Annotated in this window: 13 protein-coding genes; 6 read left to right on the top strand and 7 right to left on the bottom strand. The window is 72.5% G+C overall.

Annotation, left to right across the window (positions count from 1 at the left end):
* Positions 1–3: 3 nt before the first annotated feature.
* The 3 genes from ACQEWB_RS31860 to ACQEWB_RS31870 are packed head-to-tail and all read left to right on the top strand — an operon-like array spanning position 4 to position 3,257.
* Positions 4–1,338 carry a PLP-dependent aminotransferase family protein gene (locus ACQEWB_RS31860; protein ID WP_432837060.1) on the top strand — a complete coding sequence of 445 codons (1,335 nt, stop codon included), beginning with the start codon at positions 4–6 and terminating at the stop codon, positions 1,336–1,338.
* Positions 1,339–1,397: 59 nt separating this feature from the next.
* Complete coding sequence (locus ACQEWB_RS31865; RefSeq protein WP_432837062.1) at positions 1,398–2,519, top strand: alpha-hydroxy acid oxidase; 1,122 nt, start codon at positions 1,398–1,400, stop codon at positions 2,517–2,519.
* 39 nt (positions 2,520–2,558) lie between these two features.
* Positions 2,559–3,257 (top strand): SDR family oxidoreductase, encoded by a 699-nt coding sequence (locus ACQEWB_RS31870; protein WP_432837064.1) that lies wholly within the window; start codon positions 2,559–2,561, stop codon positions 3,255–3,257.
* A gap of 20 nt (positions 3,258–3,277) precedes the next feature.
* Here ACQEWB_RS31870 and ACQEWB_RS31875 read toward each other — a convergent pair whose 3' ends face one another.
* On the bottom strand, positions 3,278–4,207 hold the full coding sequence (locus ACQEWB_RS31875) for a squalene/phytoene synthase family protein (RefSeq protein WP_432837066.1): 930 nt from the start codon (positions 4,205–4,207) through the stop codon (positions 3,278–3,280).
* 212 nt (positions 4,208–4,419) lie between these two features.
* Complete coding sequence (locus ACQEWB_RS31880) at positions 4,420–5,721, bottom strand: M14 family zinc carboxypeptidase (RefSeq protein ID WP_432837068.1); 1,302 nt, start codon at positions 5,719–5,721, stop codon at positions 4,420–4,422.
* A gap of 218 nt (positions 5,722–5,939) precedes the next feature.
* Between ACQEWB_RS31880 and ACQEWB_RS31885 the strand changes: the two genes are divergently transcribed.
* Together ACQEWB_RS31885 and ACQEWB_RS31890 are read left to right on the top strand one after the other, a co-directional pair.
* The gene (locus tag ACQEWB_RS31885) at positions 5,940–7,091 is read left to right on the top strand and encodes a HesA/MoeB/ThiF family protein (protein WP_432844121.1); all 1,152 of its coding nucleotides are present in this window, start codon (positions 5,940–5,942) and stop codon (positions 7,089–7,091) included.
* Positions 7,088–8,299 carry a hypothetical protein gene (locus tag ACQEWB_RS31890; protein ID WP_432837069.1) on the top strand — a complete coding sequence of 404 codons (1,212 nt, stop codon included), beginning with the start codon at positions 7,088–7,090 and terminating at the stop codon, positions 8,297–8,299. The genes ACQEWB_RS31885 and ACQEWB_RS31890 overlap by 4 nt, the downstream gene beginning before the upstream one ends.
* Here ACQEWB_RS31890 and ACQEWB_RS31895 read toward each other — a convergent pair.
* Both ACQEWB_RS31895 and ACQEWB_RS31900 read right to left on the bottom strand, forming a co-directional pair.
* Positions 8,268–9,176, bottom strand: coding sequence for an oxygenase MpaB family protein (locus ACQEWB_RS31895; RefSeq protein ID WP_432837070.1), 909 nt, complete (start codon positions 9,174–9,176; stop codon positions 8,268–8,270). The genes ACQEWB_RS31890 and ACQEWB_RS31895 overlap by 32 nt on opposite strands.
* 3 nt (positions 9,177–9,179) lie before the next feature.
* Complete coding sequence (locus ACQEWB_RS31900; protein WP_432837072.1) at positions 9,180–9,491, bottom strand: hypothetical protein; 312 nt, start codon at positions 9,489–9,491, stop codon at positions 9,180–9,182.
* On the opposite strand from ACQEWB_RS31900, the gene ACQEWB_RS31905 reads away from it, so the two are divergent.
* Positions 9,457–10,521 (top strand): protein kinase domain-containing protein, encoded by a 1,065-nt coding sequence (locus ACQEWB_RS31905; protein ID WP_432844123.1) that lies wholly within the window; start codon positions 9,457–9,459, stop codon positions 10,519–10,521. The two genes, ACQEWB_RS31900 and ACQEWB_RS31905, sit on opposite strands and share 35 nt — an antisense overlap.
* Before the next feature lie 9 nt (positions 10,522–10,530).
* Here ACQEWB_RS31905 and ACQEWB_RS31910 read toward each other — a convergent pair whose 3' ends face one another.
* From ACQEWB_RS31910 to ACQEWB_RS31920, 3 genes are read right to left on the bottom strand one after another with little or no spacing between them, the layout of a single operon-like run.
* A complete protein-coding gene (locus ACQEWB_RS31910) occupies positions 10,531–14,214 on the bottom strand; it encodes a hypothetical protein (protein ID WP_432837074.1) in 3,684 nt (1,227 codons plus the stop codon).
* Positions 14,211–15,950, bottom strand: a complete 1,740-nt coding sequence (locus ACQEWB_RS31915; protein ID WP_432837076.1) for a toll/interleukin-1 receptor domain-containing protein — start codon at positions 15,948–15,950, stop codon at positions 14,211–14,213. The genes ACQEWB_RS31910 and ACQEWB_RS31915 overlap by 4 nt, the downstream gene beginning before the upstream one ends.
* The gene (locus ACQEWB_RS31920) at positions 15,947–17,815 is read right to left on the bottom strand and encodes an alkyl sulfatase dimerization domain-containing protein (RefSeq protein ID WP_432837078.1); all 1,869 of its coding nucleotides are present in this window, start codon (positions 17,813–17,815) and stop codon (positions 15,947–15,949) included. The genes ACQEWB_RS31915 and ACQEWB_RS31920 overlap by 4 nt, the downstream gene beginning before the upstream one ends.
* Positions 17,816–17,823 lie beyond the last annotated feature (8 nt).

Consider the following 17,823-nt stretch of genomic DNA (forward strand, 5'->3'; position numbering starts at 1 on the left):
GGGATGACCCAAGTCGGAGCGCCACCGGATCAGACCCTGTTCCTCGCCGACCTGCACGGCTCCCTCAGTGACCCGGTCCTCGACGCGATGACCTTCCTCAACGAGGTCGTCGGCCGTTTCCCGGACGCGATCTCCTTCGCTCCGGGCCGGCCGACCGAGGGCGGCTTCGAACCCGAGGACCTCGCACACCATCTACAGACCTACACCACGTACCTCGAGAAGGAACTCGGCTGGTCACGTGATCGGGTGCGGACCCAGTTGTTCCAGTACGGCCGTACCAGCGGCATCATCCGAGAACTGATTGCCAGGACGGTCGCCAACGACGAGGGAATCCAGGTCCCGCCGGAAGCGATCGTGGTGACGACGGGGTGCCAGGAGGCGTTGCTCCTCACCCTGCGGGCGCTCTTCGCCAGGCCGGAAGACACTCTGCTGGTCAGTTCACCCTGCTATGTGGGCATCACCGGTGCGGCCCAGCTCTTGGGCATCCGGGTGCGCCCCGTGCCTGAAGGCCCCGCCGGACCCGATCCGGAAGCGGTGCTCGCGGCTGTCCGTGCCGGCCGGCAGGCAGGCGAGAACCCCCGGGCCTTCTACGTGGTCCCGGATTTCGGTAACCCTTCGGGAGCGAGCATGAGTCCGGCGGCGCGGAGGCGTCTGCTCGACTTGGCCGCTGACGAAGACCTGCTTGTCCTGGAGGACGACCCCTACGGGTTCTTCGTCCGAACCGGATCGGCCCGCCCGACACTGAAGGCCCTCGACCGCGGCCGCCGGGTGATATTCCTGGGCTCCTTCGCCAAGACCGCGCTCCCTGGAGCCCGTGTGGGCTACATCGTCGCCGACCAGGAGGTCGTAGGCCCGTCCGGCAGGCGCACGATGCTCACGGACGAACTGTCGAAGATCAAGAGCATGACCACGGTGAACACCTCGGCCATCAGCCAGGCCGTCATCGGCGGGCTGCTGGTCGAAAGCGACTGTCGGCTTCGCACCGCGAACTCTCAAGCTGTCGCCCACTACCGCACCAACATGGACACGCTGCTCGACGAGTTGGAGCGGCACTTCCCCGCGGCGCGCCGGGCTGAGGCCGGAGTCCGCTGGAACCGTCCCGACGGCGGCTTCTTCGTCGTCGTCGACGTCCCCTTCGTCGCCGACCACCGGGCTCTCGAGCTCTCCGCGCGGTGCTTCGGTGTGCTGTGGACCCCGATGTGCGACTTCCATCTGGACGGCGGCGGCACTCATCAGCTGCGTTTGTCGTGCAGCTCACAGAGCCCGCAGGAGATCACCGAGGGCGTTGCGAGGTTGGCCGACTTCATCACCGCACAGACAACCGGCACAGCCGGCTAGGCCCAACGGCACATGCGCGCCGGCGACCCGCTCACCGGACGGAGAATGGAGAACACGAGGTGCCGAATCTGGACGCTTACGAGGCTGCGGCCAAGGAGCGGCTGCCGAAACCGGTCTGGGATTTCCTGGCGGGCGGCAGCGGCACCGAGTCGATGCTGACGGCGGGCCGGGAAGCCCTGGACCGGATTCGGTTGCGGCCGCGCTGCCTCGTCGACGTCTCCCGCTGCGACTCCTCAACCGCCCTGTTGGGTGCCGAGTTGGCGGCTCCAGTGGGTATCGCTCCCATGGCCTATCACCGGCTCGCCCACCCTGAGGGCGAGGTGGCGACGGCGCGCGCCGCGGGCGCCGCGGGCTTGCTGTTCACGGTGAGCATGTTCGCCAGCCGGACTCTTGAGGACATCGCCGCCGCGGCCGGCGGCTCCTTGTGGCTCCAGCTCTATTGGCTCAAGGACCGCGGGGCGATGACGGGCCTGATCCGCCGGGCCGAGTCCGCCGGCTATCGGGCGCTGGTGCTGACCGTCGACGCACCCAGGGTCGCGTTCCGCCCGCGCGATGCCCGTAACGAGTTCGTCGTACCGCCCGATGTGCGAGCGGTCAACATCTCTGCGGAGACCATGGCCGCTTCCCACCGGAGCCTGAACGGGCAATCGGCTGTCGCACAGCACTCGAGGGAGCAGTTCGACGCCTCGATCACCTGGGAGGACCTTGCCTGGCTGCGTGGAGTGACGACTCTGCCGGTGGTGCTGAAGGGCGTGCTGACCGGCGAGGACGCCGAACTGGCAGTCAAGAACGGCGTTTCCGGGCTGGTCGTCTCCAACCACGGCGGCCGACAGCTCGATTTCGCCAGGAGCGCTCCGGAGTGCCTCACCGAGGTGGTGGACGCTGCGGGAGGAGGATGCCAGGTCATCCTTGACGGGGGGATCCGGCACGGCGCAGACGTGGCCAAGGCCCTGTGCATGGGCGCGGACGCGGTCATGATCGGACGTCCGGCTCTGTGGGGGCTGTCGCATTCCGGTGCCAAGGGGGTCGCGGACGTCCTACGCCTGCTCATTGACGAGTTCGAGGAAGTCATGGCCTTGATGGGCGCGCCGTCCGTCGCCGATTTCGGACGGTCGGGAGTCTCCCACCGAGGCTGGTCACAAGATCCCGGTGGCGCAGTAACAAGTGGTAACAGGCAGTAACATCTTCGTCGATGCCGCCGTCAAGGAGGAGGCCGCCCCATGGAACCCGTCACGTTGATCACAGGTGGTTCGAGCGGAATCGGTGCGGCCGTTGCCCGTGCCCTGCTCAAGCAAGGTCACTTCGTGGCTGTCACCGGCCGCAATGCCGATCGGCTGGCCGCATTCGCCGCCTCGGCCGGAGCGGGGGAGCGGCTGTTGACCATCGGCGGTGACGCCAGTGACGAGAACCATGTCGCCACCGCTGTGCGTCATGTCGTCGGCGTCTGGGGTCGGCTGGACACGGTGATCGCCAACGCCGGGTTCTCCCTGCCCGGCACCCTGGAGGACCACGACCCTGAGGCGATGCGTGCCATGGTTCTCACCAACGTCCTCGGCCCGGCTCTGCTGGTGCGTGAGACACTGCCGCACCTCAGGGAGTCCAAGGGCCGGATCGTGATCGTCGGTTCGGTCGCTGGGACCAGGAACACGCCCGGCAACCTGTACTCCGTCACCAAGTGGGCCGCGCACGCCCTGGCCGAGAACGTCCGGCTCCTGGTGGCCAAGGACCGCGTCGGCGTCACCCTCGTTGCCCCGGGAGTGGTGGACACCCCGTTCTGGGACGAGCGTGGCGGCTGTCCCGAGGCAGCACCGGCGCTGACCGCCGAACAGATCGCCGAGACGATCCTCTTCGCCGTCAATCAACCTGGCGGCGTGGACATCAACCACCTCGTCGTGCGTCCTGCCGGCCAGGTCAACTGATCTCGTTCGGCGCGACCGGGTCACCCTGCTGTGGCCCGGCCTCGGGCGCGCTGTTCGCGCAGTACCCGTAGCGTGGCCGGCAGGGACGGGCTTGCGGAGCCGTGGAGCAGGGCCGGGCCGCGGGTCAGGGCCGCGTCGGCCGTCAGGAGCTCGATCTCGGTGAAAGCGGTCAGCAGGGTCTGGTTGAGGGGCGGGAGTTGGGCGCGGAGTTCCCGGGCCTTGTGGAGGTCCGTGCGGGCCGTTCCGATCTCGTGTGCCAGCAACTCGGCGAGGCCCGGCGGCTCGTGGCCCGCCGCGTGGGCCTTCGGGTCGAGGTCCGCGGGGGTGAGGGAGAAGCGGGCCAGCGTCTCGGACGGGATGCCCGGTCGGCCTTCCGCGGTGTCCTCGGCGAGGTCGTTGACGAAGTCCAGGCGCTGACTGCCGTCCATGAGGGTTCGGCACATCGCCCGGTAGCGGCCGTCGTCGTCCCGTTCCGGGCCCAGGAGGGTGGCGATCAGCATGAAGGCGGGGAGGGTGTAGGAGTCGACGTAGGCCTGGTAGTCGGCCTCGGAGTCGAAGCCGGTGAACTCCAGGTCGGTGTGGGCGGTGGCGAGGTACTCCTCCACCGTGTCGTGGAGCCGTGGGTACGCGGTGACGGTGTGGAGCAGCGCGCGGATCAGCGGATCGTCGGCTGTTCCCTGGTCCAGGGCCTTGCGTACGCGCTGTTCCCAGGAGGCCCAGGCCTCGATCCGCTGCCGCTTGGGACCGGTGTCCAGCAGGTTGTCCCCGTGGTGCATGAAGGCGGTGGCGGCGATCACGTGCGGGAGCATCGGCGGGGGCAGCAGAAGTCGGGCCGCCAGGTAGGAACTTCGGCGGTAGCGGGACACCAGCCGGCGTCCGCGGGAGTAGTCGTCACGGAGACGCGGCTCCCGGATTCCCGCCGCGGTCAGGCTCCGTCCCCAGGTGTGCATGCTTCCTGTCACCTCTCGTCACCCTCCCGGGCATGCGTACTGCCCGCGCTCCAGCAGGGGGCACTCCGCGATGCCGCGCACGCCGGGGAGGTCGGTGCTGATCGGAAAGGGAAGTCGATGTTATGCCATGAAGGCCGGACGTCGACGGCCTGTCCTCGCGGGTGCCATCCGATTTCCTTCGCCGTCACCGCACGACCGTCACCCCATGACCGTCACCGCCCGACCGCCAGCGCGCTCTCCGCGGCCGCCACCACCGTGCGCGCCTGGAGTTCCACCTGGTGCCGCACGGGCACCCAGCGCAGGCGCAGGGTCCTCTCGAAGTCCCCGCACCAGGTGGTGAAGAGGCCGTCCAGGGCGCGGTGGAGGGCGGGGGCGGCGGGGTCGTCCGCCGCCCGCAGGAGCCGTAGCAACAGGCCCGCCGCGCGCAGGGGTTGGCGGCGGGCCACCGCGTCCAGGGCGGAGATGTGGGCCGTCGTCAGGCGGCAGGGGCCGTCGGGGTGTGACGTGCGGGCCAGTGGTTCCCAGGAGGTGGCGACCAGGTCGTAGAGGCCGTCGGCCATCCACTCCAGGACGCGGCTGGACGGGTCCGCCTCGGGCGGGGGCAGGAAGGCGCGGGACTTCTCGAGGAACGTGGTCACCTGGCGGCCGCCTTCGCGTACCAGCTGGGCCAGGTCGGACAGAGCGATGGCGGGCGCCGGGTGCGGGGCGAGGTCGTCGGCCAAGTCGGTTGCCCACATGGGCACTTCGACTATCGCCGTCACGCCGCCGTACCGCTGCGGTGCGCACCAGGTGGACCGGGCGATGTTCTCGGAGCCGGCCGCCAGGCGGGCGGCGCTCTCCGGTGGGGGCAGGACGTGGATGCCGGGGGCCGGATTCTCCCAGTACAGGGCGTCGAAGGTGCCGTGCTGGACCGGGATGCCGAGCCGCGCGGCGGACGTCCGGAAGGGCAGGGCGAGTTCGGGGAGCGGGCGGGTCAACTGGACCCAGGCGCCCCCTGCTTCGACGCTGTGCAGGGAGCACTGGACGAACGGGCGCAGTTCGTCGATGACGTCGAACAGGGCCTGGCTCTCCGGGAGTCGGTACGACTCGATCGGCGCCCACTCGGGCTGTTCGCGCGCGATGGGGCGGAAGGCCGTGCGGTAGTAGTCGTGGACGGTGGGGGCCGGTCCCGCCGTCGCCGCTTCGACGCCCGCGCCGAGCGCCGCGCCGTCCGGGTCCAGGCACAGGACGATGTTCCAGGTGGTGCGGGAGGGGTCGGTCGCCGGGGAAGGGCCTTCGCCGCGTGCCACCTGCTCCGCCAGGGCCAGCGCGGTCGTGCCGCCGACCGGTTCGTCGGGGTGCGGTCGGGCGACCACCAGGACGTGGTGCGGGCCGTGGCCCACGGACAGCATCAGGATCGGGCGGCCGGCGCGTGACGCGCCGATCCGGCGCAGGCGGCCGGACCCGGGGAACCGGGAGGCCAACCGCCGCGCCGAATCGGCGACTTCCGCGACCGTGAGGTAACGGTCCGGCATGCGCGTTCGGTCAGGAGCCGCCGTTGCCGCTGCTCTGGCTGGTGGTCTCCTTCTTGTCCAGCGGACGGATCTCGATCTTGTTCGACATGTCGTGTCCTTCCGTCGGTGGCCGGGACGTGCCGGTGTCGGCGTCCTCTTGTCAGAGTTCGCGCAGCGGGTGAGGCTTGTCAACGTCCGCTTTTGTCCGGGCAGTTGGGGCTCACGAGATTGGCGTGAAGATGACGGTGCACGCGCTGCGGCGGCCTCGGATCAAGCCGGAACACCGGGCCTATCGGACCGTCGACGGCCATGTCCGGATCGGCAGCGTCGTCCACGGCATCGGCGCCGAGATCAAGGATCCCGGCGGCTGGGTGTGGACGCTTGTCGAGGCCCTGGACGGCACGCGGGGCGTCCAGGAGGTCGTGGGTGAGGTGGTTCGTCACCATCCCGAACTGCCGCTGCCGGAACCGGACATCGTCCAGGCGATCACGGATCTGACCATGGCCGGATACGTCGAGGACGCCGGTGCCCCGCCCCCGGCCGAGCTGTCCGAGCGGGAACGCGAGCGGTACGGCCGAGGTATGACCCTGCTGCGCTGGATGGACCTCCGGCCGCGGGAGAGCGCCTGGGAACCGCAGCTGCGGCTGCGCCGGGCGCGGGTCCTGCTGGTCGGCGTCGGCGGCACGGGCGGAGCCGCGGCCCGCGACCTCGTGGCCTCCGGGGTGGGGCTGCTGCACTGCGTCGAGCCCGATGTCGTCGAGCTCTCCAACCTCAACCGGCAGACCCTCTTCCGGGAACAGGACCTCGGTGTGCCCAAGGTGGAGGCGGCGCTGGCGGCCCTGCGCGCGCTGAACTCGGACGCGACCGTCACCGGCGAGCGGCGCGAGGTACGCGGGCCGGCGGACTTCGAGGACCTGCTGGCCGACGGGGAATCGCCGTACGACGTACTGCTGCTCGCCGCCGACCGGCCCGCCGTGATCCGCCGTTGGGCCAACCAGGTCTGCCTGGCCTCCGGGACGGCCTGGGCCGAAGCCGGTTATCGCGGGCCCCTGGTGAGCGTCGGGGTCTTCACACCCGGGCGGGGCGCGTGCTGGGAGTGTCTGCGCAGTACCGGGATCGAGCGGCGCGATCTGCGGCTCGCGCCCGGCCAGGACGAGGACGTCGCCTCGCCCCGGATGCCGTGGAACCCGGTCAACGCCGTGACCGCGGGACTGTCCGGCAGCCTGCTGGCGCATGCCGCGCTCATGCTGCTGTGCGGGATCCCGCCGGTCGAGCCCGGCTGCCGGTTCGGCCTCAACCTCATGACACCCGGCGACGGCGTCCTGGAACGCTCCGAGCGCCGCCCCGACTGCCCCGCCTGCGGCGATCCGGGCCCACGGGACCCCACGTGACCGACACCGCGGCCCAAGGCCAGCCCCGTATCGAAGTATCGACCTGCGTCCTCCTGCACGACCTCGGCGTACGGCGGGACGGGGACGAGTGGATCGTCGGCCGGATGGCCACCCGGACCTTCGTCGCCCTCCCGGCGGCCGGGGCGCGTGCGGTGGAACTGCTCGGCGAGGGCCTGAGCGTGGCCCGCACGGCGGAGGCGCTGCGGGACGAGACCGGCGAGGAGCTCGACATCGCGGACTTCGTCCGGGACCTGGCCGCCCTGGGGTTCGTGGCCCGGATCGGGGACTCGGCGGTCCCGGATGCCGAGGCGCCGCGCGCCTCGCTGCCGTGGCTGCGCCCCCACCAGGTCCGGTACGCCCTGCACCCGGCGCTTCCCGTGCTCGTCGGGGCGTTGCTGCTGACGGCCGTCGCCGTCCTCATCCGGCGTCCCGACCTGCTGCCCGGCTACCGCGACCTGCTGTGGAGCCGGCACGGCAGCCTCGTCCTGCTCACCGGTGCGGCGATCGGGTGGGCGCTGCTGTTCGCCCACGAACTGGCGCACCTGGTCACCGCGCGGGCCGCGGGCGTGCCGGGGAGGATCCGGCTGGGCACCCGGTTGCAGTTCCTCGTCATGCAGACCGACATCAGTGGCATCGAACTCGCGCCCCGCCGCCACCGGTTGACCGCCTACCTGGCCGGCATCGCCCTCGACCTGTCGGTCGCGTCGGTCCTGATGCTGGTCCTCGCCGCGACGGACACCGGTACGACGGCCCACCGTGTCCTGGCCGCCGCCCTGCTGCTGGCCCTGATGCCGCTGCCCTTCCAGTGCATGGTGTTCACCCGCACCGACCTCTACTTCGTCCTCCAGGACCTCACGGGCTGCCGGAACCTGTACGGCGACGGTCTCGCCCACGCCCGGTACGCGTTCCGGCGGGCGCTGCGCGGCAAGGCGTACGCCACTGACCCGAGCACCCGGCTGCCCCCGCACGAGCGCCGGGCCGTCCGCGCCTACAGCGTCGTCCTCGTCGTCGGCACGGTGGCCTGTCTGGCCTTCCTGGCCGCCGTCACCCTCCCCGCCGACATCACCCTGCTGGCCCGCGCGGCCCGCGGACTGGGACCGGGCCACGGGCTCGCCGGGAACGCCGACGCGGCGGCCGTGCTGGTCACCCTGGGCGGAATCAACGTCCTCTGGCTGGTCACCTGGTGGCGCAACCGCCGTAGAGCCTAGAGATCCTGGTACGTCGGTTCCGGTCGAGGCGCTCGGGCAGCGGTGTGCGGTGGTCCGGGAGCAGGGACTGGGCGCGGAACGCGGACCTCAGGAAGGCGCGGACGAGGCGTTCGCGGCGCGGGGTCGGCCAGCCGATGCCGTGGAGCCGGCAGGCGCGTTCGCCGGCGAGGTAGCGGGTTATGTCCCGTGCGAACGGGCGCAAGGGGGACGGGAACCAGCGGTCGGCGAAGTGGTTCATCATCGCGGTCGCGACCCGGTGGCCGGCCTCCGTCGGCTCGTACGGGCGGGCGTCGAACTTCGCGGCGAACTCGGTCATCGCCGTCCAGTCCTCGGGGAACGCCTCGTCGGCCAGCGGGCCGGACGCGCGGTCCAGGAGGCGGAAGAGGGCCTGCGCCCAGTGGTGCCACGCGATCTTCATGGGATCGCTCGTGCCGGGCAGACCGAGGGAGGTCTGGAGGCTGTCGCCGAAGGTCGCCAGCAGGACCAGCGGGTAGACGAAGTCGTCGACGTCGTCGAAGTTGCCGGGGAGGTGCGGGGTGCGGCGGTCGACGGCGCGGTGGAGGCGGTTGAGGCGGTCGGCGGCCGCGCGGCCCGCCGGGCTGGTCGGGCCGTCCACCATCCAGGCCGTCAGGAAGGCGTTGCCGTCCTGGAAACGGCGGTGCGGCCGCCGCTCCAGCTTCCCGGTGTGCGCCAGGGTCGCCGCGGTCGGCGGCGGTTGCATCATGCGCATGGTGCCCGGATAGATCATCATCGCGAGAGCGAACTCCGGGATGCGATGACCGACGTAGAGGGAGACCATGCGCTCCCAGTCCGACTCCGGGTCCATTCCGGCCAGTTCGCGGTCCACCCACTTGTACCCGATCCACTTGAACGACATCGCTCAAGGGTCGTTCATCACAAGGCAGTTGACGGCATGCGACGCGCAGCGGCTGATCGACGGTCGGTACCGGTTGTACGACGTCCTCGGCCGGGGCTGCACATCCTGAACCTCGGCGACGAGGAGCACCAGGTACGGCTGCGCCGGGCGGTCCGGGAGGCGCGGGCCGTCGCCCGGGTGCCGCATCCGCATGTGATCGGGGTGCACGACCTGGTCGAGGCCGAGGACCGGCTGTGGATCGTCATGGAGCTCGTCGAGGGGCCCCTCGCTGGCCCGCCGGATCCAGGAGACCGGCCCCTTCACGCCGGAGCACACGGCCGCAGTAGGGCTGCAACTGCTCGACGCGCTGGAGGCCGTACACGCCGTCGGCGCCCTGCACCGCGACGTCAAGCCCGCCAACGTCCTGCTGCGCCCCGACGGCGGCGCCGTCCTCACCGACTTCGGCATCGCGGCCCTGGACGACGGCGACTTCCTCACCACCACCGGCGAACTCGTCGGCTCCCTGGAGTTCATGGCGCCCGAGCGGGTGACGGGCGCGGAGGCCGGGCCGGCCTCCGACCTCTGGTCGCTCGGCGTCACCCTCGCCACCGTCTGCGGCGGGCAGTCCCCGTTCCGCCGGCCGGCCGCGCCCGCGACCCTGCACGCGGTGGCGTACGAGGAACCCCTGCTGGCGGGGCAACTCGGGCCGCTGCGGACCGTCGTCGAGGCGCTGTTGCGCAAGGCGCCGCAGGAGCGTCCCTCCGCGGCGGCCGTAAGCGCCGAGCTGAAGCGTGTCGCGGCGGGGCGGGCCGGCACCGGACCGCTGCCGCCCGCGACCGTGCGCGTGCCGTCGGCCTCGGAGGTGCTTGCCGACGCGGACACCGTGACCCGGGACCGGCACCGGCCGGTCGCCGCGCCGAAGCGGCTGCGGTGGGTGCTCGGGGGTACGGCGGTAGTGGTTGCGGCGGCCGTCGGGGGACTGTTCCTCGCCGGGTGGCCGCCCTTCCAGGAGGGGTCGCGGACGACGACCGTCAGCCAGGTCGGCCTGCGGTTCGTGTCGGGGGAGTGGACGGCCGCCAACGCGAACATGCCCATGACCGGGCCCGCCGGGTACGACGCGCGGACCGACAGGATCCTCGACGGCGCGAAGGACTGCAAGATCAAGAAGGTGGCGCCGTTCGGCGCGCTGCTGGCCGTCCTCGCCGGCGTCAAGAACGCCCCCGTGCACACCGTCGGGAGGAACCTGACCTTCAAGGCCGCCGGCGGCGGCACCCTCCAACTCGGTATGAACGACACGGCCGGATACTGCTCCCAGGACAACCGGGGCTCGCTGACGGTACGGGTGAGCGTGACCCACAAGGGCTGAGCTCCGGGATCATCCCCGCGGTCGTACCTTCTGAAGGATCTCCTGGATCTTCGCCCGCCGTTCCGCGTCCCGCAGCGTGCCCGTGTCCACCGTCCGCTCCTGGGACCCCGCGTCGGATCCGGCGAACGCCCCCGCCTGACCGGTGCCGACGAGGCCCAGGGCGTGCCGTTCGCACTCCGCGCGTACGGCGTCCAGCTGCTCGCGCAGGGTGCGGCGCAGGCCGCCCGAGGCCGAGCGGATCCGTTCGCGCAGCTGCCAGGCCTCGCCGTACAGGGCGTGCACCAGGTGGTAGCGGGCCTCCAGGTTGCCCTGGTCGGCCTCGTACACCTCGCGCAGGTCGTCCGCGAGCCGGCCGGCGCCGGTGCCGTCCGGGCGGTCCCGGTGCCGGGCCATGGTCGCCGAGACGACCAGCAGCCGGCTGTTCTGCACCGTCTCGTCGTCCGTCCACCGGGCGAAGTCCTCGGTGATGCGGCGAGCCGGAGGGAGCAGCTTCCCCGAGCTGATCCAGTGGTTGTAGGCCTCGACGAGCAGATAGCGCAGCCGCTCGTCGTCGGAGCCGCCGTCCAGCAGCGCCCGTACCTGCTCGACCGCCTCCGCGTACTCCTCGCGCGCGATCGAGTCCCGGACGAAGGACACGGCGAGCTTCTCCCGCCCGCGCTCGCTGAAGGCTTCGTCCCGCGCCCTGACCAGCACCTCCCGGGCCTCGTCGTGCCGGCCGAGGCTGCCGAGCAGCCGGGCCAGGGCGCGGGCGGGGCCGGTGGCGCCGGGCAGCCGTTCCACCCACCGCTCCAGACCCGCCACCGCGGCCGTGACGATGTCGCGCTCCCGGTCGTCCGTGGGCACGGCGGACGCCTCGAGCACGCCGAACGCCGAGCGCGCGGACGGGTAGTAGAGGTCGATCGGGTCGTCGAGGCGGTCCGTGTACCGGTCGAGGATGGTGGCGGAATTACGGCCCCAGGAGCGGGCGGTACGGCGGAACCGGTCCGGGAAGTCCTTGGTGACCGGACCCGATCTGGTCTCCTCGGCCGCGTCGAAGATCTGCCGCAGCGCGAACGCGCCGGCCAGCTCGGAGAGTTGGTTGTGCCGCGCCACGAACTCCGCGGGATCGCCCTGCACGCCCAGCAGTTGGGCGGCGCGCAGCACGGTCTCGTCCGCCGGGTCCAGCGGCAGCGCGTCGATGAGCCGCAGGTTGCCGATCACATCGCCGGAGTACTCGGTGAGCGGCCACTCGGCCTGGGTGCCCGTGATGGCGCTGGTGATCCGCAGCTTCCACAGGATCCGCCCGCGCACCCACTCCATGTGCGCCTGCTCCTCGGCCTCGTCCCCCGCCCTGCGGGTACGCCGGCCCGTCTCGGAGGCCTCCCGGAACGCCTCGTCGACCAACTGACGGCAGAGCTTCGCGTACGGCTCCCGGACCCTGGCCGGCAGCGCCTGTACGGCCGTGTCGACGGCGGCGGTCCGGCGGTCCCGGGCGGCGGCCAGCTCCGTCTCGCCGACCGAGCGGCCGACGCCGAGCAGCAGCGTGGGGCCGCGGTGGGCGAGGGTGTGGTTGAGCTCCTCCAGGCGCAGGTGGGCGGTGGCGAGGGTGACCTTGCCGCGACTGGCCAGCACGGGCGGCACCTGCCGCAGGTCGCCGTCGAGTTCGCGGTCCGCCGCCGACGCGGCGCACAGCGGGGCCGTACCGAAGGAGCCGGCCAGGACGCGGTGCACCTCGGCGCGTTCGGCGGCGCCGCGGCGGATGTCGCCGTGCAGCAGGTCGCGCAGGTACAGGGCCTCCAGATAACGGCGCCACGCCTGCGCGGCGGGGCCCAGGTCGCCCGAAGTGGTGTGCGCCACGGCGAGGTTGCGCAGCACGGCGGTGTCCAGCGGATCGTCGGCGAGCATGGCACTCCACCGCCGCCGGGCCGCGGTGGTCCGCCCCAGCCGCTGATCGGCCTCGGCCTGGTGACCCCCGACGTAGGCCCGCAACAGGGCGACGGCGTCCCGGTGCCACAGCGCGGGCGGATAGGCGTCCAGGGTCCGCCAGGCCTCGGCGAAGTTGGCGTCGAGCCGGCTCTCGGCGGCGGCGAGGGCATGGGTGACGCGCTCGCGGGGGGTGGCTTCGGCGGGGGGCTCGGGTGGGGCTGGTGATGCAGGTTCGGGGGAGAAGGGCTGGTCGGCCGGGGCCGCGGACACAGGGGTGGCCGCGCCGGCGGGCTGCTGCTGCCGCAGGGCGGACACGCGCCCCTCAAGGGCCAGCGCCTGCTCGGACGGCTCGGTCGGGAGGTGCCCGAACTCCCCCTTCCTGCCGTCGAGTTTCCGGTCCGCCCGCTTCAGGATGTTCCGCAGCGTCGTCGCCGGCTTCTGTAGTTCGGCCTCGCACCCCTCCGCCCGTTTCTGGAACTCCTCGAACGGCATGACCAGCCCGGCCGGATCGGTGCCGGTGAGCTCCTTCAGGGTGGTCAGCCAGGCCATCCGTACCTCTTCGAGGCCCTCGACCAGCCGGGTCAGCAGCTCCTTGTCCCCCGACATCCGTGCGAAGTCGGCCGCGCTCCCCACCTTCCCCTTGGCCAGGGCCTGCGCCTGCGCCTTGGCCTCCTGGATCAACTCCTGGAGCCCGGCGGCGGCTTGCTCGCACTCCGTGAGCCGCTCGTCGGGCGTCGCCGCCTCCCCCTCCTCGCCCCCGGACGACTGCGGTACGTCCGTCATCTCCTCCGGCGGACCCGCGCCCAGCTCCTTCTCCGCCGCCCTCAGCGATGTCACGTGCCGTGCCGGGTCGCCGTCGGTGAAGTCCCTGGCCGCCGCGTGCGCGCCCACGTCCGGGAAGCGCAACGGGCGCCACAGCAGGCGCTGTCGGTGGATCAGCGCGGTGAGGAGTTCGGGCAGCAGGCCCTCGGCCAGGCAGGTGGCGAGTCGCTCGGGGAGTTCGGCCCGGTCGGTCTCGAACAGGTCGCAGACCAGGTCGAGCAGGAGCGCCGCGGGACCGTCGTCCGGCGGCAGCCGCTTCGCCAGTCGGCGTACCGTCGCGGCCGGATAGCCGTACACCATCCACTGCACGGCGAGGACGGTGAACGCGGCCGTCCCGCCCCCGCGGCGCTCCGACAGCCCCGCGATGCTCTCCAGTTCCTCGGCGAGCGCGTCCCTGGTGCGGGTGGTGGTCCGGTCGCGCAGCCGGCTGTCGGCCTCCATGTCGAGGACGCCCGACCAGCGGCACTCCCCGGGCCGCAGCAGAGGGAGCACGGACCCGGCGATCTCCGGGTCGAAGTCCTCGCGGCCCTCGCGGATCGTGCCGGCGATCGACTCGGCGCGGGCGCGGTGTTCCCCGGAGCCGCCTTGCCCGCTCGCGGGGTCCTTGTCCAACTGCCGGTGCGTGAGGCTCAGATGGGCCCAGACGCGGTGGCTGGCGGGGGCGAGTGCGGCCGCCGCGGTCAGCCAGCGGGCGGCCGCCTCCGGGAGGCCGTGGCGGAGGTACAACAGGCCGACGTGGTACGGGTGTTTCGGGTTGGCGCTGTCCAGGCGGTGGGCGCGGACCAGGAGGACCAGCGCGGTCGCCGGGTCGGTGCCGGGGTGTACGCCGATCCGGAAGAAGCCCTCGACGACGGCGTCCAACTGCCCCTGGGTGAGCGGCAGTCCGGCCTCCAGGTCGGACCACAGCCCGCCGACCATCCGCCACAGCACATCGGGCCGGTTCTCCGGCGCCCTGCGCGTCCTCATGCCCGCCCGCCCTCCGCCGACGCCGTCCCGCCGAGTTCACCGGTCGGCAGCACGATCAGCCGTTCCCCGTCCGACACCGCCGCCCGGCGGCCGTCCGTGGAGACGGTCATCGGGTGCTCCGACACATAGGTGGTACGGCCGTCCCGCACGAGGGCGTGCGAGCCGTCCGGGTTCTCCAGCACCAGCAGCCGCCCGCCGAGCCCGGAGGCCACGGGCCGGGCGCCGGGCACCCCGCGGAAGCCGACCCGCACCGCCAACTCGGCGTCGAGACAGACGCCTTGGCCCTCGGCGTCCATCACCGCGGTGAGCTCGCCGCCCGGCAGGGTCCCGGTGACCGCGCCGACCGGCTGGTCGACCTGGAGCAGCCGTCCGCCGACGAGGTCCAGCCGGTGGACGCGCCGCTCGCCGACCACCAGGGCGAAGTCCCGCACCCGCGCCATGGCCGGCAGCAGCGGCTCCAGCGTGTGCTCCGCCGCCACCCGGTCGCCCCGGTACACGGTGAGCCCGCCGTCGAGGCCGCCCACCAGCAGCCCGTCCCCGCCGTCCGCCAACACCTGGACGCCGCCCCGGTGTTCGAGCACCCGCTCCGGCTCCCCGGCGTCGAGGGACAGCCGCCACACGGTCCCGCCCCAGGTGCCGGCGTACAGCACGTCGTCCGCGCCGAAGGCCAGCCCGCCCGGCACGTTGAAGCGGGCGCCGGGCCGGACCGGGAGGTCCACCACGCGGGTCCGCCCGTCCGGGGCCGCCAGGACCACCCGCCCCGACCAGTCGGCGACGGCCAGACAGCGCTCGCCGTGCGCCCACAGCCGCGGCCGGTCCCGCAACTCGCCGCCGCCGACCGCCTCGTAACCCTCCGAATGGACCGTGAGGGTCCGCCCGTCGCGTACCACCAGCCCCAGGCCGTCGGGGAAGAACACCGGGTGGCCGCGCGCGGGCAGCGCGGGGCGGTCGTCGGTCTCGCGGAAGGACGGCGGTTCCTCGCGGGGGCGCACCTCGAAGGGTGCGCTGGTCACCGGTTCGCAGCCGGGGGCGGTCGCGAGGAGCCGTACCCCGGAGGCGGCCGAAGCGAAGGCGAGGTCGGTGAAGACCGCCCGGTCCCGGGTCACTTGGGCCGTGAGCGTGCCGGTCAGGCCGGCGTCCTCCGGCTGGGCCGAGACGGTGACCGTCCCGCCGGCCGGCCACGGGGGCGCGCCGCCCGGGGCCGAACCGGTGACCGTCACCGGCGGCAGGGTGTGGCCCGCGACGGCGTCGGTGAGGGGTGTGCCGAACCGCAGGGCGGTGCGGGTCTCGGTGGGGCGCAGGCCCAGGGCCCCGGCCACCTCGTCGATCCAGCGCGGCCGGGTCGTCGAGATCCAGTTGATCCGGTGCACGATGTACGGCACCTTCGGGACGGCCGCGGGATCGATGAGCAGCGGGATGAGCCGCCCGCCCTCCTTGGGGTTCAGGTTGTACGCCTCGTGCAGCTCCCACTGGCAGATCGGCTTGTCGAAGTACGTCTGCGAATAGAGCGCCACCACATGGCGGCTGCGCGGGAGGGCGTCCTCCAGGAAGCTCTGGAAGTCCGCGCCGAGGGGCGTGCCGTCCTTGCGGGACACGTCGAGGTAGATCCTCGGCGCCGCCCCGCGGGCCGTCACGTACTCGCCGAGCGCGTCCTGGAGGTCCTTGGCCTGGATGTAGTCCTCGCGGGCGTAACTGATGAACACGTCCCACTGCTGGGTGGGGGCTTCGGTCGTCATCGCAGGGTCCTGGAGAGGGTGCCGATCAGCTGGTCGAGGAGTTCCCGGCTGCGGGCGTCCAGCCGGCTCTTGCGGCGGTTCAGTTTCTGCGCCTCCTGGAGGATCGTGGTCAGCTGGGCGCGCAGGGTGTACTGGTTGGCGTAACGCCCTTGCTGGGCAAGGTCGTTGAAGCGGCCCACGAGGTCGGAGACCTGGATGGAGGCCTTCACCTCTTCCAGCTCGCCGCGGCGCCGGGTCACCAGGGACGTCAGCTCGTCGAGCTGGCCGCGGGCGCTCTCCTTGGCGTTCTTGCGGACCGACTTGATCTCGGTCGCCAGGGCGGCGAGGGAGCCGTCGAGGCGGTCCGCCTCCGCGCCGCCCTTGATGCCGCCCTGCACGGAGGACATGACACGGTCGTACTTCTCGTACAGGCCGCCCACCACCATCGCGTCGTCGATCTCCCGCAGCCGGTCCGCGATGGCCTGCCCGAACTGCTCGACCACCTGCGCGCCGCCCTCCGTACGGGCCGCCCCGCGCAGCGTGGGAAGCTGCCGCTCCAGCGCGGTCAGGCGCCGGCGCAGGGCCGCGAGGCGGTCGACGGACACACCGCCCTGGACCGACTCCATGGCGGCGAGGTACTCGTCCACCGCCGGGTTGATGACGGTGGCCTCCTGCCAGCTCCGGATCGCTTCGAGGAGTTCGCCGGCCTGGGTGAGGGTGCGGTCCGTGCGGGCGATCTCGGCGCAGGCCGCCGCCCGGTCCGGAGAGCGGCGCAGGCGGTAGAGACAGGCGGCGCAGAGGAAGTTGAGCCAGGCGAAGCGGGGGAGCAGGGTCAGCAGGTGGGCCAGCAGCCGCTCGGCCTCGACGGCGCGGCCGGTCTGCATCAGCATCGAGGCGTGCCGGCAGTCGTCCTCGGCGATCAGCGAGTAGAGGTCCTCGGCGCGTTCGGCGGTCAGGCGCGGTGGCGGCAGCGGCCGCTCACCGCGCGGCCGGCCGATCAGCAGGGCGAGATGGGCGTCGAAGTCGTCCAGGACCGCGCTGCGCCGCCACCGCGGGTCCATCCGGGCCAGCTCGCGCCGGGCGCGGTCGAAGTCACCGGTCTTGAACGCGGACGTGGCCGGCGCCGCATGGGTGCCGAGCAGCGCGAGCCGCAGCCTGCGCGCCAGCGCCGCCACCTCGCCCCGGTCGACGTCCGCCGCGGCGGCGCCCCGCTCCGCGGTGTCCAGGGCGAGCTCCAGGCGGTTCTGCCGCGCCTGGGCGAGGGCGAGGAGGTAGGAGACCATGCCCTCCTCCGGGGCCAGCTCCAGGAAGGCCTGCAACCGGGCCTGCGCGCCGAGCGGGTCGGAGCGCACCTTCTCGGTGTACGCGGCGATCTCCGGCGGGGTGAGCCTGCGGCGCAGCTCGCGGCGCAGGTCCCGGATCCGCTCGCGCAGCTCCTCCGGCAGGCCCTCCTCGGTGCGCAGCCGGCCCAGGATCTCCAGCGCCTCCGACTGCTGCGGCCCGTCCAGCCGGTAGAGGCAGTACGCGCGCAGGTACCGCCCCTCCTGGTGCTCGGGGTGCGCCTGGAGGTACTCGGCGAGCAGCTCCAGGGCGAGCTCGTAGGCGCCTTCGGCCGCGTTGGCGCGGGCGTCCTCCAGCAGGTCCTCGTCGCCGTCGAGGACCAGCACCATCTCCTCGAGTGCGGCGATCGGCGGTACGAGGACCAGTGCCGTGTCCGAGGCGGCCCGGGCGGCCGCCTCGCGGGCGATCTCCTCCAGGCGGCGGTCGTGTTCGGCGAAGTCCCCGTGCCCCCTGGTCTCCGTCGGCTCCCTGAACTCGAAGGCCGGGGCGTGCAGGGACTGCACGCGGATCTCCTGGAAGGTGTGGTCACGGCCGGTGCCGCTCATGGGCGCCC

Source organism: Streptomyces sp. CA-249302 (assembly GCF_050936785.1).
GTDB lineage: Bacteria > Actinomycetota > Actinomycetes > Streptomycetales > Streptomycetaceae > Streptomyces.